The organism is Streptomyces sp. NPDC059718 (genome assembly GCF_042733315.1).
In the GTDB taxonomy this organism is placed as follows: Bacteria; Actinomycetota; Actinomycetes; order Streptomycetales; family Streptomycetaceae; genus Actinacidiphila.
Window position 1 is genome coordinate 16,865 of sequence record NZ_JBHWGA010000060.1, and the last position, 13,085, is coordinate 29,949.

Below are 13,085 nucleotides of genomic sequence, written 5' to 3' on the forward strand. Positions count from 1 at the left end.
GAGATGTCAGGTGCATGACTAGTGACCTCCGTCCGTCACCCCCCCACGACCGTCCCGAAAGGCAGCGCCCCTGTGAAGGCACTCCCCCCACGCCCCCGCCCGCGCCGACGCGTGCGCGCCCGCGGCCTGCTCACCGCCGCCACCGCCGGACTCCTCGCCCTCGCCGCCCTCACCACCACCGGTCCCACCGACCGCCCCCTCCCCGCGGCCCCCGCCGCCACCGCCGCCGTCACCACCTTCGCCGACGAGTTCGACGGCGCGGCCGGCAGCGCCGTCGACGGCGGCAAGTGGCAGATCGAGACCGGCGACAACGTCAACAACCACGAACGGCAGTACTACACCGCCGGGAACCGCAACGCGGCCCTCGACGGCCAGGGCCACCTCGTCATCACCGCCCGCAGGGAGAACCCCGCCGGTTACCAGTGCTGGTACGGCAGTTGCCAGTACACCTCCGCCCGGCTCAACACCTCGGGCCGCTTCACCACCACCTACGGCCACGTCGAGACCCGGATGAAGATCCCGCGCGGCCAGGGCATGTGGCCCGCGTTCTGGATGCTGGGCAACGACATCGGCGACGTCGGCTGGCCCGCCAGCGGCGAGATCGACATCATGGAGAACGTCGGCTTCGAGCCCGGCACCGTCCACGGCACGATCCACGGCCCGGACTACTTCGGCTCCGGCGGCATCGGGGCGGGCTACACCCTGCCGGGCGGCCAGGCCTTCGCCGACGCGTTCCACACCTTCGCCGTCGACTGGAGCCCGGACGCCATCAGCTGGTCCGTCGACGGCACCGTCTACCAGCGGCGCACCCCCGCCGACCTCGGCGGCCGCCCGTGGGTGTTCAACAAGCCGTTCTTCGTCATCCTCAACCTCGCGGTGGGCGGCTACTGGCCGGGCGACCCCGACGGCAGCACCGCCTTCCCGCAGCAACTGGTCGTCGACTACGTCCGCGTCACCACCTCCGACAGCGGGGGCGGGGCCGGCACGACGGGCCGCATCACGGGCCTGGCCGGCAAGTGCGTCGACGTCGCCGGGGCCAACCCCGCCAACGGCACCCCCGTCCAGCTCTACGACTGCAACGGCACCGCCGCCCAGCAGTGGACCGCGGCCTCCGACGGCACCCTGCGCGCCCTGGGCAAGTGCCTGGACGTCAAGGACTTCGGCACCGCCGACGGATCCCAGCTGCAGCTGTGGGACTGCGGCGGCGGCACCAACCAGAAGTGGGTCCTCTCCGGTGCGCGCGACATCGTCAACCCGCAGGCGAACAAGTGCCTGGACGTCACCGGCAACAACTCCGCCAACGGCACCCGGCTCCAGTTGTGGACCTGCACCGGCGGCGCCAACCAGAAGTGGACGCTGACCCCCTGACCTCCTGCCCCCTGCCCCCCGACCCGCTGACTCACTGACCGCCGCCGCGCCCCTTCCCTCAGGGCGGCGGCCCCCTGGAAACTGACGGTCCGTCATGACAGTGTCATCCCATGACGGAACCGCTCCCCCTCGCCGGACGCGCGGCGCTGGTCACCGGCGCGTCCGGCGGGATCGGTCTGGCCGTCGCCGCGGAACTGGCCGCCGCGGGCGCGCGCGTCCTGCTGACCGCCCGCGACCCGGTCCGGCTGGGGGCGGCGGCCGGGCGGCTGCGCTCCGCCGGGCACACCGTGGCCACCCTGGCCGGGACGGTCGCCGATCCCGGCCACCTCGCGGAGTGCGCGGCGCTCGCGGTGCGCGCGCTCGGCGGCCTGGACGTCCTGGTCAACAACGCCGCCACCAACCTCCCGTACGGTCCGCTGGTGGAGGCCGACCCGGACCAGTGGCGGGCCGCGTTCGCGGTCAACGTCGAGGCGCCCCTGCGGCTGACCCAGCTGGCGTGGCGGGTCTGGATGCGCGAGCACGGCGGCGCGGTGGTCAACGTCTGCACCGAGGGGGCCGGGCACGTCGGGCCGAACGTCGGCGCCTACGGCACCAGCAAGGCGGCGCTGCTGCACCTGACGGCGCAGCTCGCGGGCGAACTCGGCCCGGCGGTGCGGGTCAACGCGGTCTCCCCCGGCCTGGTGCGCACCGAGATGGCGCGCTTCGTGTGGCAGGACGCCGAGCGCGCGATCGCCGCCGGGCTGCCGATGGGACGGATCGGCGAACCCGGCGACGTGGCCCGGGCCGTGCGCTGGCTCGCCTCCGACGAGGCGGCCTGGATCACGGGCGCCGAGCTGGTGGTGGACGGCGGGACACGGGTCCGTGCCGCCCGCACCGGCGGCACGGGCGGCGTGGGCGGCACGGAGCGGTCGGGCGCCGGCGGCGGTGCCGCCGACGCCGTGCGGGAGCGGCTGCTCGGCCGCCGGCCCGCTGCGGAGGGTCAGAACTGCACGTCGGAGCAGGCGTAGAAGGCGTTGCCGGTGTCCGCCACGGACCAGACGGCCAGGATGATGTGCCGTCCGGTCCTGCTGGGCATGGTGCCCTGGTGGGTGACGGTGGCGGGCGGCCGGGCGCCGTTGTAGTTGACGGTCAGGAACGGTGTGAGGGTCAGCGCGGAGCGGGTGAGCGGCCGGCTGGGGTCGAAGCCCTGCTTGGTGATGTAGTACCTGAAGTCGCTGGTCGCGTGCGAGGCGGTGAACTGCCAGCGGAAGCTGTAGTTCTGACCTGACGTCACCTTCGTGGTGGGCCAGCCGGTGCCGCCGCGCGGGTTGTCGAGCTGGGCGAACCGGCTGTTGCCGCCGGCACAGAGGGTGCCGTCGGACGGGCCGGAGGACGGGAAGCCCTTGGGGCCCTCGACGCTCTGCGGCTCCCACTGGATGTCGCCGCAGTTGGTCACGGTGCCGTTGGCGCAGAGCTTCTGACGGCTGATGGGGGCGTCGGTGTAGCCGTGGCTCCAGGCGCTGCCGGTGCCGAGCACGGACAGCCCGACGAGGCCCAGGCCGATGACGGCGGCGCCGAATTTCCTGTGCATGCTTCGCTCCTCGGAGAACGTGGGGGAGTTCTGAGAGCAGTGCGCAGCCCGCAGGCACTAGGTCTAGACCAACAGTGAAGGTACTCCCATGAGTTGGTCATGTCTAGACCAAAAACAAAGGGGAGCCCCGGCCAGGACGGGGGGATCTGGCCGGGGCAGCTGGGGGTTCGCCGCGGACGCTCCTGGGTCCGCCGGGCGATCTGAAACTAGTTTAACAGTGAAAGAGGAGTGCTTCGTGCCACTCAAACTTGTCAACGTTGTGGTGCCCCGCACATGCGTGGGTCCAGCACCCGTTGCAGCCGGTACGCCACCGGCCGGAAGCCCACCTGCGGCCAGTGCGCCGCCGACACCGGCGAAAGCGCCGGCCAGCTGGCCGTGATGTGCCGGTAGCCGCTGTCGTACGCCCACGCCAGCGCCGTCGCGAGCAGCACCCGGCTGATGCCCTCGCCCCGCGCGGCCTGGGTCACGTACGCCTCGACCAGTTCCGCGCACCCGTCGGGCACGACGGGGCCCGGCGCCGCCGGTGTCAGCACCACCATGCCGATCTCCTCGCCCCTGCGGGCGGCGACCCACGCCCCGCAGCGCGCGTCGGCCAGGGCGCTCGCGTAGTGCGTCCGCAGCCTCGCCAACGCCCCCTCGGGCTGCGGCCGGAACACCGCCGTCCCGCGGTCCGCGCGTGCCGCCTCCACCGCCATCCGCCCGATCCGGTCCAGGTCGCCGGGCCCCGCGCGGCGCACCGACAGCGCGTCCACACCGCGCGGCTGCCGTCCGCGCGGCCGCACCGCCATCAGGCCCCGCACCCGCTCCAGACCGAAGCCGGTACGGAACCAGGCCGAGGCGACCGCCTCGTCGGCGGGCAGGTCCACGTAGTGCACCGGCCGGCGCTCCGCGACCAGGCGCGCGGCCACCGCCGCGTACAGCCCGCGCAGCACGTCCTCCCGCACCCCGTCCCGGCCGCCGCGCAGCGCGTGCCCTCCGTACGAGACCAGCGCGGAGCGCGGATGGGCGCGCAAGCCCGCCCGGTCGTCCTCCGCGAGGTCGAGCGGGGTCGCGGCGAGGTAGCCGGTGAGCGACCCGTCACCGCCCCGGGCGAGGACGGCCTCCACGCGCGGCTCGGCCAGGATCTTGCCCAGCAGCTCCTCCCCCGGCGGCGGCGCGGTGGTCCGGCCGGACTGGTGGGGCAGCGCCTTGCGGGCCCTGGCGTGCCAGCGGTCGAGGAGGGCCGCTGCCTCGGGGACGTGCTCGGTGGTCAGCGGAGCGATGGCGACAGTCATGGTGGTCCGCGACGCTAACGGTCACGGCGGTGCGGCGGCAAGGGCCGCCGGGTCACCCGGTCCAGGCCGGGTGCCGCGGGTCGTCGGTGTGCACCAGAACGTCCGCGCTCTCGCCGGGCGCCGTCTCCTGCTCGTAGCGGGCGTACGCCGGGAGCGTCCATCGCTCGTCCTGCGGTGTGCGGCGGGCCAGGGCCGCCCCCGACATCCGCAGGTGGATGCAGAGGTCGAAGGGGAAGCCGTAGCCCTGCAGGAGCGCGCCCTCCAGCAACAGCACGCCCCCGGGCGGGAGTTCCTCGTACCCGGCCCGCGTCGCGCGGTCGGTCACCGGGTCCCGCAACGAGGGCAGTACCCGCCCGGTGCCTCCGGGTGCGAGCGGGTCGAAGACCTCCCGCCACAGGGCCCCGGTGTCCAGCCAGCGCTCGTAGTAGGCGTCGGAGTCGTGGCGCCCCGGTTCGTAGCGCTGCGAGGCGGGCCGCCAGTAGGTCTGTGCCCGCACCCGGACGACCGGCCGGCCCCTGAGCCGCAGCGCCTGTGCCAGCGCCTCCCCCAGCACGTCCGGGCGCGCGGCCGGGGCCCCGTCGATGGCGACCCTGGGACGCTCGGCGCCGTCGTCGGGCTTCAGCTCCAGCACGCGGTCCACGACGGCCTCGGTCAGCCGTTCCCAGGTCACAGGCGTCAGTCGCACGCCCCCATACTGCCGGTCGAGGTCCCCGCCCGCGCAGGCGGCCCGTGTTCACCCCTCGCCGGACACCTCGCGCGGCTCGCACGGCACCCGCAGGTCGACGGTCGTGCCCTCGCCCGGGGCGCTGCGGACGGCGAGCCGGGCGTCGATGAGCTCGGCGCGCTCGCGCATCGCGGACAGGCCCATGCCCCGGGTCTGCGGCGACGGCGGCTCCGCGGCGCGGAAGGTGCCGCGGCCCGCGGCGGTCGCCGCGGCCATGCCGTGCCCGTTGTCGGTGATCGCCACGTGCACGGAGCGCTGGTCGCTCTCCAGGCTCACCACGACGCGGGTCGGCTCGGCGTGCTTCACGGCGTTGGTGATCGCCTCCTGGACGATCCGGTACATCTGCGCCTGCGTCTCGGCGGTGAGCAGGCCGCCGACGGTGTCCGCGTGCGCGCCGAGCCGCAACTCGGTGCGGATGCCGTACGTCTCGAAGGAGCGCCGGCACAGCGCCTGCAGCGCCGGGCGCAGCCCCAGCTCGTCCAGGACCACCGGACGCAGGTCGACGATCAGGTGCCGCAGCGAGGCGATCTGGTTGCCGACGAGGCCGCGTGCCTGGTCGATGGCCTCCCGCATGGCCTCCGGCCGCCCGTCCGCGGCGGCGGTGGACAGCACCACCTGGACCGCCCCCAGTTCCTGCAGGGTGTCGTCGTGCAGCTCACGCGCCCAGCGGCGGCGCTCGCGCTCCTCGCCGTCGTGCCGGGCCCTGACGCGCTCGCGGCGCAGCCTCGCCTCCCGGCGCGCCGAGGAACGCACGGCGAAGAGCGCGTAGGCGACCAGCAGCAGCGGCAGCACGTGCAGGACGTTCAGCGAGGGCTGCTGGGCGACGCGGACCGTCCCGGCCACCGTCAGCATCAGCGCGAAGGCGATGGCCACCACCAGCCACAGCCGCTGCCGCGGCGCCACCAGGGGGGTGAGCAGCACATAACAGACGGCCGCCGCGAGGGCGAGGACGAGCTCCCAGCCCTGCGAGCGGTCGGTGACCTCCATGACGGTCGCCGCCGCCAGGAGGCAGGTGCCCAGCCCCTCCAGGGCCAGGCGCGTCCCGGTCCTTCCAGGGCCGGACGGCGTCATGCCACCAGCCCGCGCTCTCTGGCCGCGGCGATCAACTCGGCCCGGCTGTCCTTGCCGAGCTTGTCCCGCAGCCGTGACCGGTGGGTCTCCACCGTCCGTACGGAGACGAACAGGCGCCGGGCGATCTCCTGGTTGGTGTGCCCCAGCGCCAGCAGGGTCAGCACCTGCGCCTCCCGGTCGGTGAGCGGCTCCTCGTGGTGCCGTTCCGCCAGGTCCAGGTCCTCGACGGCGAGCCGCGCCCCCAGCGAGGGCTGCACATAGGTGGCGCCTCCGGCGACCTGGTGGGCGGCGGCGAGCAGTTCCTCGGCGGCGGCCTCCTTCAGCAGGTAGCCGGCCGCCCCCGTGCGCAGCGCCTCCCGGGCGAACGCCGGGTCCTCCTGCATGGTCAGCACCAGGATGCGCGTCCTCGGCGACTCGGTCAGCAGTGCCGGGATCGTCGGCAGGCTGGACCTGCCCGACATGGTCAGGTCCAGGACGAGCACCCTCGGGTGGTGGCGCCGGACGGCTTCCATGGTCTCCGGAACGGTGGACGTCTCGGCGACGATCTCGAAGGCCGGGTCGGCGGCCATCAGCAGCCGCATGCCCGCGCGCACCACCAGGTGGTCGTCGGCGAGTACGACCGAGATGACCGGGTGCGGCTGCCTGCCGTCGGGGCGGCTGAGGACGTCCATAGCACACACGGTAGATCGGGCGCGCGCGGCGGGCAGCCCGCGCCGCCGGTGTTGCGGGAAACCCGCAGTCACCTCTGCGGGAAATCCCGGATGACCTCTGCGGATCGACGGGGATGCGTTCGCCCGGCCGGAGAGGCAACCTCGAAGGCAGAAGACAAGTGTTTGAAATGCCTACCAAACACTCCGCCGACCCCGACCTCACCCGAGGCGACCGTCATGCTCTGTGCCACCCTCCCGCCCCAGGCCGGCCCTGTGGACCGGCCGTGGTCCTACGATGCAGCCCAGCAGCTCGTGGATTCAGCCGTGCCCACCGTGGCCGACTTCGCCGCCGTCGAGGTCTCGGACGCCACGGTTTCGGAGCAGGCCGCCATCTCCGGACTGCCCGCCACCGGACTCACCTTCCGCCGGGGGGCCTTCCGGGCGGCCCGGGGCACCGCGATCCCGCGCGCCTACGAGGTCGGCGACGTCAGCAGCCTGCCGCCCAGGACTCCGTACCACGCGTCGCTGACCGACCTGCGGCCGCACCTGGTGATGAACCTCCGCCCGCAGACGGGGTGGCTCGCCCGCGACCCGGTGCGCGCCCCCCTGCTGCGGATCACCGGCACGCACTCCCTGCTCGTGATGCCGCTGGACGTCGGCGGTGTCGTCCTGGGGGTCGCGGCCTTCTACCGGACGACGGGCTCCCCCTCCTTCTCCCGGGCCGACCTGATGGCGGCCGGCCGTCTGGCCCGCAGGGCCGCCCGGCTGCTGGACGGTGCCCGCCGGCGCCTGGTCCAGAACGCCGCCGGACGGATCCTGCAGCAGGCCCTGCTGGCGCCGCAGGGGCCGCGGGTCACCGCGATCGAGGATCCCCGGGGGCATCTGCCGCCTGCCGCGGCCCCGGGGGCCTGGGTGGACGTCATCCCGCTGCCCAGCGCCCGGGTGGCCCTGGTGACCGGTTCGGTACGCGGGCAGGGCGTCCCCGCGGCGACGGCGATGAGCCAGCTCAAGGCCGCGGTCCGGGCGCTGATACTGCTCGACATGAGCCCTGGCGAGGTCATCTCCCGGCTCCACCGGCCCACCGCGACCCCCGTCGCCGACGAGGCCGACCGGTGCCTGATCGTCGTCTACGACCCGGTGGCCTGCCGCTGCACCGTGGCGTGCGGCGGCTACTCCGCCCAGGCGCTGCCCGCCACGCCCCTGGATGCGGCGGAGGAGGATGCTCCCGTGCCCGGCGAGCCGGAGGTCACCGAGTGCGACGTGCCGCCCGGCAGCGTGCTGCTGCTGAGCTGCGGCACGGACGGGCTCCCCGTCGGCTCGGAGGGCGCCGGCCAGGTCACCGGGCTGCGCGTGCTGCCCGCCGGCGGCGAGGTGGCGGCCGACCCGGCGACGGTGCTGGACGGCGTCCTGCGTACCGCCGCGCCCGGCTCGGAGCCGGTGCTCCTCGCCGCCCGCACCCGCGCCCTGGACGCCGGCGACGTCGCCACCCGCGAGGTGTCCAACAACCCCGCGGCGGTGGCGGAGGCACGGGCCTGGACGGACCGGCTGCTGACCGACTGGAAGCTCCCGGAGCTGTCCTTCACCACCACCCTGGTCGTCAGCGAACTCGTCACCAACGCCATCCGGTACTCCACGGGGCCGATCCGGCTGCGGATCATCCGCGACCGGGTCCTGGTCTGCGAGGTGTCGGACTCCTGCAGCGCCGCCCCGCACCCGCGCCACGCGGCGCCCAGCGACCAGGACGGCCGGGGGCTGTCCATCGTCGCCCAGCTCACCGACGCCCAGGGCACCCGCTACACCGAGACGGGCAAGACGGTCTGGGCCGAGCAGGTGATCACCCCGCCGGTCGCCGCGTAGGCCCGGCCGTGGCCGGGCCCACGCGACATCAGGCGTCAGCCGGCGTCAGTCGGCCGGGTTCTCCGAGCGGTCGCCGCCCCAGAGCGTGTGGAAGGAGCCGGGCTTGTCGACCCGCTTGTAGGTGTGGGCGCCGAAGAAGTCGCGCTGCCCCTGGATGAGCGCGGCGGGCAGCCGCTCGGCCCGCAGGGCGTCGTAGTACGCCAGCGCCGCGGAGAACCCCGGTGCGGGCACGCCGAGTTGTGCCGCCGTGGAGACGACCCGCCGCCATGCCGCCTGGGCGTTGCCGAGTGCCTCGGCGAAGTGTGCGTCCGTCAGCAGGGTGGGACGGCCCGGCTCGGAGTCGAACGCCTCCTTGATGCGGTTGAGGAAGCGCGCCCGGATGATGCAGCCGCCGCGCCAGATCGTCGCCATCGAGCCCGCGTCGATGTCCCAGCCGAACTCGTTGCTGCCCGCCTGGATCAGGTTGAACCCCTGGGCGTAGGCGACGATCTTGGAGGCGTACAGCGCCTGCTCGACGTCGTCCGCGAAGCGGTCGCCCGCCGCGCTGTCCAGCCAGGTCTCCGCCGGTCCGGGCAGCCCGCGCGAGGCGGCCCGCAGCTCCGCGCTGCCGGACAGCGACCGTGCGAAGACCGCCTCGGCGATGCCGGAGACGGGGACGCCGAACTCCAGGGCGTTCTGCACCGTCCAGCTGCCGGTGCCCTTCTGGCCGGCCTGGTCCAGCACCACGTCGACGAACGGCTTGCCGGTGTCGGCGTCCGTGTGGGCCAGCACCTCCGCGGTGATCTCGACGAGGTACGACTCCAGGCGGCCGGAGTTCCAGGTGCGGAAGATCTCCGCGATCTCGCCCGGCCGCTTGCCCGCGGCGTGCCGCAGCAGGTCGTAGGCCTCGGCGATGAGCTGCATGTCGGAGTACTCGATGCCGTTGTGGACCATCTTGACGAAGTGCCCGGCACCGTCCGGGCCCACATGGGTGCAGCAGGGCACCCCGTCGACCTTGGCGGCGATGTCCTCGAGGATCGGGCCGAGCGACTCGTACGACTCCACGGAGCCGCCCGGCATGATCGAGGGACCGTTGAGGGCGCCCTCCTCGCCGCCGGAGATCCCGGTGCCGACGAAGTGCAGACCCTGTTCGCGCAGCGCCTTCTCCCGGCGCCGGGTGTCGCGGTAGTCGGCGTTGCCGCCGTCGACGACCATGTCGCCGGGCTCCAGCAGCGGCACCAGCTCGTCGATCACGGCGTCGGTGGGGGCACCGGCCTTGACCATGATGATGATGCGCCGGGGCCGTTCGAGTGAGTCGACGAACTCCTTGAGGGACTCCGCCGGATGGAACTCGCCCTCGGCGCCGAACTCCTCCACGAGGGAGCGCGTCCTGGCCGGGGTGCGGTTGTACAAGGCCACCGGGTGGCCGTGCCGCGCGAGGTTCCGGGCCAGGTTGCGGCCCATGACCGCGAGTCCGGTGACGCCGATGCGGGCCTGCTCCGCCATCTGCGGTTCCTCTCTGTGCTGTGGTGCGGGGGGCACGTACGGCGTCCAGCCTGTCAGCGAACCGGCCGGGCGGCCGGGATTCCGGCGGATCCGTCAGCTGCCCGTGCCGATCCGGCCCTGACCTGCTACACGGGCCACCGCACGGCGCAGCCCCCTGGCCGGCGGCGCGGGAACGGCTCCGACGACCTCGGCCGCCGGTGCCCGGGCCTGGGCCGCCCTGAGCGTCCCCATCGCCGCAGGTGGTGGCGGAGGCGGCAGCAGGGGCGGCGCCACGGTGTGGTCGCCGAGGGCCTCGCGCAGCCGGCGCGCGTCCTCCGGGAGGTCGCGGCGCCAGGCCCAGCCCAGGAAGGGGCTCAGCAGCAGCATGCCGCCGCCGAGCTGGCAGGTGACCTGGAGCTGGACGAACGCGCCCCGCGAGTGCGGCAGCATCCGGAACGCGAACTCGGGCGTCTGGGTGCCCAGCGGGCTCCACATCCGCCGGCCGCGGTAGGCGATCCGCCGGCAGGGCTGGTAGACCGAGCATTCCAGCCGGTGCTCCCGGTGGCGGCCCGGATAGTGGTAACGGTAGACGGCCCGCTCGCCGGGGGGTACGGCGTCCGCCGCCACGGCGGCGATACCGGAGTTCCACGACGCGAGGTTGCGGGCGTCGGCAAGGAAGGTGAAGACCTCTTCCACGGTACGGGTGACGATCACGCTCGTAGACACCGTCGGCATCGCAGACCTCCCCGGTGCCGGCGCGGCCAGCATGTGAGCAGAGTGGCTTCTTGGCTCCTCACCGACAGCCTGCGTCCAATCGGGCGGTGTGTCGTGGCGGGTGAGCCGTCCGGGTGAATCCAGGGTGCGTGACCGGCGCGAACGGTATGCCGGCGGACCCTCACCGTCAGTGCCCGAGGGGCTCCGATCCGCTCCTGCGGTCGCGGAATTCGCACCACACTGCCTTGCCCGAACCGTGCGGCTCCACACCCCACGCGTCGGCGAGCCGGTCGACCAGCAGCAGACCTCGCCCGGACACCTCGCCGTCGCCGGGCCGGCGCCGGCGCGGCCAGTTCGCCGCGAGGTCGTGCACCTCGATGCGCAGCCGCCGGGTGGCGTCCGGCGTGGCGTGGGCCAGGGACGCGTCGGGGAGCATGCGCAGGGTGAGCACGGCGCCGCCGTCGGTGTGCACCAGCGCGTTGGTGATCAGCTCGCCGGCGGCGAGTTCGGCCTCGTCCACCCGGTCGCGCAGGCCCCAGCCCGCCATGGCGTCACGGACCATGGCCCGGGCCTCGGAGAGTGCCTTGGGGTCGCCGGGGGCGATGTGCCGGTGCAGCCGGTGCGGCGGGTGCGGGGAGGCGTCGCTGTCGCGCCGGAGCAGCAGCAGGGCCATGTCGTCGTCGGTGGCCTGCTCGCCCATGACGGCGGTGAGGTGGTCGGCGAGGTCCCCGACCTCGCGCGGGCCTTCGCCCAGCGCCCCGGACAGCCGCCGCACGCCGACGTCGAGGTCGGCGCCGGGCCGCTCGACGAGTCCGTCACTGAACATCAGGAGGGTGTCGCCGGGGCCGAGTTCGGCGGGGGTGACCGGGTAGTCGGGCCTGCCGAACTGGGCGGACAGGCCCAGCGGCAGCCCGCCCGCGGTGGGCAGCACGCGCACGGTGCCGTCGGCCTGCCGGACCAGCGGGTCGATGTGGCCCGCCCGCACCAGCAGGGCGGAACCGGTGGCCGGGTCGACCTGCGCGTACAGGCAGGTGGCGAAACGGTCGGTGTCGAGCTCGTACAGGAAGGCCGAGGCCCGCGCCATGACGCTGGCGGGCGGGTGGCCCTCGCCGGCGTAGGCGCGCAACGCGATCCGCAACTGGCCCATGACGGCCGTGGCGTGGGTGTCGTGGCCCTGGACGTCGCCGATGATGACGGCGACCCGGCCGCCGGGCATCGCCACGACGTCGTACCAGTCGCCGCCGATGTCCCGGGCCAGCCGCGCGGAGCGGTAGCGCACCGCTATCTCGGTGCCGGGGATGCGCGGGATGGTGCGGGGCAGCATCGCGGTCTGCAGACCCTGCGCGATGTCGTGCTCCTGGTCGAAGAGGATGGCGCGCTGCAGGCTCTGCGCGATGCTGCCGCTGAGCGCGATCAGCAGGTGGCGCTCCTGCGGGGAGAAACCCTGCTTGTGCCGGTACAGCAGGCCCAGGGCGCCGATGGGCTGGCCCTGGGCGATCAGCGGGAGGTACGCGGCGGCGGAGGCGCCGAGCGGCTCGATGTGCGGCCACAACTTGGGGTAGCGCCGGGCGAACTCCTCGCCGGAGGTGATGAAGCGCGGGACGAGGGTCCGTACGACCTCGCTCATCGGGAACTCGTCCTCGATCCGCGTGTACTGCAGCGACGGCACCCAACTGCTGGCCTTGGCGTCGCTCACCACGTGGACCCGGCCCGCCTCGACCTGGCCGAGGAAGAGGCTGGCTATGCCGAGCCGGTCCATCCTGGGGTTCCCGGTGAGGGCCGCGGTCACGTCGCGCACGGTCACGGCCCGGGCCAGCGACGCGGTGACCTCCATGACCAGGTTGCTCTCGGTCGGGTGGTCCTCGTCCGCGCGCAGGCACTCCGCCGCCTGGGCGAGTTCGTCGGTGGCGTCGCTGACGATGCCGATCACCCGGTTCGCCCGGCCGGTGCCGTCGCGGACGATGCGGCCCTGGAAACGGATCCAGCCGCGGCGGCCGTCGCGCCGGGTGAGCCGGCTGAAGGCGCGGAAGGAGGAGTGGCCCTCGCCGAGGGCCTGGGTGATCGTCCGGGTGACGTCGCCGGCCTCGTCGGGTGCCAGCCGGGAGAACAGCGCCTTCGGATCGCCGTCGAAGTCCTGCGGGCGCAGGTCGACGGTCCGCAGGGCGTGTTCGTCGAGGTGCATGCGGTCGCGGTCGAGGTCCCAGTCGAAGCCGCCGACGTCGTTGAGCGACATGTGGGCGGCGGCGGGAGCCGGCCAGGCGACCGTCGCGGGCGCAGGGGGCGCCCACTCCCGAGACTCAGCCATCACGCCCTCCGGACCTGCTCCCCGCTGCGTCGAGCCGCACCGGAACGGTGACAGCGTACCCATAGTCCGGTAGGGGGACATGCTACAG

11 protein-coding genes are annotated in these 13,085 nt (G+C 73.9%); 3 read left to right on the forward strand and 8 right to left on the reverse strand.

Annotated features, from left to right (window positions below):
• Positions 1-111: 111 nt before the first annotated feature.
• Both ACFV3E_RS40590 and ACFV3E_RS40595 read left to right on the forward strand, forming a co-directional pair.
• A complete protein-coding gene (locus ACFV3E_RS40590) occupies positions 112-1,368 on the forward strand; it encodes an RICIN domain-containing protein (protein WP_500540644.1) in 1,257 nt (418 codons plus the stop codon).
• Positions 1,369-1,478: 110 nt separating this feature from the next.
• Complete coding sequence (locus ACFV3E_RS40595) at positions 1,479-2,375, forward strand: SDR family oxidoreductase (RefSeq protein WP_500540646.1); 897 nt, start codon at positions 1,479-1,481, stop codon at positions 2,373-2,375.
• Here the strand turns inward: ACFV3E_RS40595 and ACFV3E_RS40600 are convergent.
• The 5 genes from ACFV3E_RS40600 to ACFV3E_RS40620 all read right to left on the reverse strand — a co-directional run bounded on the left by ACFV3E_RS40600 (position 2,348) and on the right by ACFV3E_RS40620 (position 6,678).
• The gene (locus ACFV3E_RS40600; RefSeq protein WP_500540648.1) at positions 2,348-2,938 is read right to left on the reverse strand and encodes a lytic polysaccharide monooxygenase auxiliary activity family 9 protein; all 591 of its coding nucleotides are present in this window, start codon (positions 2,936-2,938) and stop codon (positions 2,348-2,350) included. The genes ACFV3E_RS40595 and ACFV3E_RS40600 overlap by 28 nt on opposite strands.
• 251 nt (positions 2,939-3,189) lie before the next feature.
• Positions 3,190-4,212, reverse strand: coding sequence for a GNAT family N-acetyltransferase (locus tag ACFV3E_RS40605; RefSeq protein WP_500540650.1), 1,023 nt, complete (start codon positions 4,210-4,212; stop codon positions 3,190-3,192).
• Positions 4,213-4,264: 52 nt separating this feature from the next.
• Positions 4,265-4,897 (reverse strand): nucleoside/nucleotide kinase family protein, encoded by a 633-nt coding sequence (locus ACFV3E_RS40610; RefSeq protein ID WP_500540652.1) that lies wholly within the window; start codon positions 4,895-4,897, stop codon positions 4,265-4,267.
• Positions 4,898-4,945: 48 nt separating this feature from the next.
• Positions 4,946-6,007: a sensor histidine kinase gene (locus ACFV3E_RS40615; RefSeq protein ID WP_500540654.1), complete on the reverse strand. Its 1,062-nt coding sequence runs from the start codon at positions 6,005-6,007 to the stop codon at positions 4,946-4,948.
• On the reverse strand, positions 6,004-6,678 hold the full coding sequence (locus ACFV3E_RS40620) for a response regulator (protein ID WP_500371021.1): 675 nt from the start codon (positions 6,676-6,678) through the stop codon (positions 6,004-6,006). Before ACFV3E_RS40620 ends, ACFV3E_RS40615 begins: the two co-directional genes overlap by 4 nt.
• A 303-nt stretch (positions 6,679-6,981) precedes the next feature.
• Here ACFV3E_RS40620 and ACFV3E_RS40625 point away from each other — a divergent pair, with 303 nt between their 5' ends.
• Positions 6,982-8,514, forward strand: coding sequence for an ATP-binding SpoIIE family protein phosphatase (locus ACFV3E_RS40625; protein WP_500540656.1), 1,533 nt, complete (start codon positions 6,982-6,984; stop codon positions 8,512-8,514).
• 45 nt (positions 8,515-8,559) lie between these two features.
• Here ACFV3E_RS40625 and gnd read toward each other — a convergent pair whose 3' ends face one another.
• From gnd to ACFV3E_RS40640, 3 genes are all read right to left on the reverse strand, one after another.
• Positions 8,560-9,999 (reverse strand): NADP-dependent phosphogluconate dehydrogenase, encoded by a 1,440-nt coding sequence (gene gnd, locus ACFV3E_RS40630; protein ID WP_500540658.1) that lies wholly within the window; start codon positions 9,997-9,999, stop codon positions 8,560-8,562.
• A gap of 93 nt (positions 10,000-10,092) precedes the next feature.
• Entirely contained in the window at positions 10,093-10,713 is a 621-nt protein-coding gene (locus ACFV3E_RS40635; protein ID WP_500540660.1) for an SRPBCC family protein, read from the reverse strand.
• Positions 10,714-10,879: 166 nt separating this feature from the next.
• Positions 10,880-12,997, reverse strand: coding sequence for an ATP-binding SpoIIE family protein phosphatase (locus ACFV3E_RS40640; protein WP_500540662.1), 2,118 nt, complete (start codon positions 12,995-12,997; stop codon positions 10,880-10,882).
• Between the last annotated feature and the right edge of the window lie 88 nt (positions 12,998-13,085).